Origin of the sequence: Pseudomonas sp. IT-P100 (assembly GCF_949767185.1) — a bacterium.
In the GTDB taxonomy this organism is placed as follows: domain Bacteria; phylum Pseudomonadota; class Gammaproteobacteria; order Pseudomonadales; family Pseudomonadaceae; genus Aquipseudomonas; species Aquipseudomonas fluorescens_B.
Genome location: NZ_CATKQK010000031.1, coordinates 1 through 2170, shown reverse-complemented (window position 1 = coordinate 2170; position 2170 = coordinate 1). Strand labels below are relative to the sequence as shown.

Sequence of the window (2170 nt, the reverse complement as noted above, 5' to 3'; positions counted from 1 at the left end):
ACTCTATTATTACGGGTATAGGTATTACGCACCGTGGTTGCAGCGCTGGATATGTCCGGACCCTGCAGGCGACATGGACGGGCTCAATCGCTATGCGATGGTGAGGAACAACCCGGTTAATTTCTACGATTGGCAAGGCACGTTATCGATTCCAGCCGATATTTTTATCGCCGATATCGTCAACCCAATGAATAAAAGCATTGGAACGGGATGGTTCGAGGAGTTGAGATGGAATCAAGAGAAAAACACGTTCATGAGTACCGGTCCGGTTTATGGCCGAGATATGAAGGCGATCGAGGGTGGAAATTCCGAGTGGTACCCATCATCGTTTGGAAATGCCATTGCTGCATTTCGTGATCAGGACGGCAAGCTTCGTCTGTTTGCCAATATGTATCAGCAGCACATGGGCATCCAGCCCGGTATGGGCCTTCCAGAGTTCGCCGGACTATTGAAAGTGGATGAGCAAGACCCTTCAAAACTCGTCATCAACAATCATTCCGGGCACTACAAACCCGAATCGTCCATTGACGTGACGGCGATGATTCTTGAGATTGCTCCGCAGCAACAGTCCGTGAGCTATGCCCCGATTCCAGAAAGCTCGTCGTTTGATTCAGCACTTCGAATCCATTCCATTGACTCGCCCGAAATGTATGAGCGCCTGGTGAACACGTACAAGCGAGATTTCAATGGCTTGATCACGTACCTGAAAGAACAAGGTGTCTGGGAAGCAGCCAAAACGAATTGGGAGGAAAGAGAAGACCTGAACATCATTTTCAAGATGGAGACTAAAGGGATGACTGCCCAGCAGATCCGCTATGAAGAGTCTACGTTGAGGAATGCCAAGCCATTGGCTGATCCCGTGCGACCGTCCATTGGCACCCGCCGAGTCACACGTCCACTCGCTCAGGAGAAGATCAAAAAAACTTCATTTTTCCGATCTCTTGGTCACCGTTTTGTAAAGCTGTATGAGAAGTGACATCGAGTCCTTGATTGCTTGAACGGGACGGGGGCAGCGCGCTCATACGCCATACGTGGTGCCGAAGATCAACCGTGTAAACGGAATCAACGGCACCATCAAAATCGAGCGGATCAGGTTCAAAAAACACGCCAAACGGTGAGGTTTTCTGTTACTTCTTACAGTATCGGCCCGGCCAAAAATGGCTCAGTCTTTCCTCGACCCGAGCGAAGGACCGTCGAGACCGTGAACGCTCACCAACACACACCGAAACTGTCGGTCATGGACCCGCGAGCCTTGGCGATCCGCAGCGTGGGCTATTGCCGGCGCCCGGACGAGACCATCATTGAGTCACGCATCACCCGGCAGGTTTTCGATGCGGCGGGGCGCTTGGTTGTCTCGTGTGATCCACGGCTCTGGGGCACAGCGCCGAAACCGAACCTGTCGACAGTCTATGGCTTGAGCGATCAGCCCCTGATGACGGACAGTGTTGATGCCGGTTGGCAGTTGAATCTGTTGAATCACACCAGCTCGCTGTTTTCGTTCTGGGACGCCAGAGGCAGTCAGCGTTGCATCGACTATGACGATCAGCAGCGCCCGATAGCCGTTACCGAACAGGCCGCCGAAGCACCATCGCGCGTGGTTGAGCGACTGACCTACGGCGGCGCTGCCCCAGCATTCGCTGTGCATAACCAATGCGCAAAGCTGATCCGCCATGACAATCCGGCCAGCACCCGATTCGTCACCGACTACGGTTTGGCCGGTGCGGAACTGAGTGAAAACCAATGGTTCCTGATCGACCTTGAAACACCCAACTGGCCAAGTGAATTCGAGGCCCGGGACGCGTTGCTGGAGGAGCAGTCGTTCGTCACTCGGCACGTTTTCTATCCCACGGGCGAGATTGAGCGCCAGACCGATGCCATGGGCAATACCCGAACCTTTGGCTGCGACGTGGCCGGCAGGTTGAGTGAAACCTGGCTGCTGCTGGCCAGGGATGGCAAACAACCGCAGTGCGTGGTCAGCGACATCCGCTACAACCCCTACGACCAGATCGAAAGCGAAATCGCTGGCAACGGTGTGAAAACGCAAGCTGAGTACGGCGCAGATGACGGTCGGCTGATCAGGCTGGTGGCGGCGGTCGGCAATCAAAGGCCACTGCAAGACTTGAACTACATCTATGACCCGGCAGGCAATATCGTCGAGCTGGAGGACAAA

The 2170-nt window shown here is 54.3% G+C and carries 1 protein-coding gene and 2 pseudogenes; 2 read left to right on the top strand and 1 reads right to left on the bottom strand.

Annotation, left to right across the window (positions count from 1 at the left end; all coding sequences use genetic code 11):
- Positions 1–976: RHS repeat-associated core domain-containing protein (locus ACM6IQ_RS20465; RefSeq protein WP_414879670.1), on the top strand; the 976-nt coding region annotated here is incomplete at its 5' end.
- A 45-nt stretch (positions 977–1021) separates the two neighbouring features.
- Here the strand turns inward: ACM6IQ_RS20465 and ACM6IQ_RS20460 are convergent.
- A pseudogene (locus ACM6IQ_RS20460) lies at positions 1022–1111 on the bottom strand (ABC transporter permease); the annotation flags it as partial.
- 90 nt (positions 1112–1201) lie between these two features.
- Here ACM6IQ_RS20460 and ACM6IQ_RS20455 point away from each other — a divergent pair.
- A pseudogene (locus ACM6IQ_RS20455) lies at positions 1202–2170 on the top strand (RHS repeat protein); the annotation flags it as partial.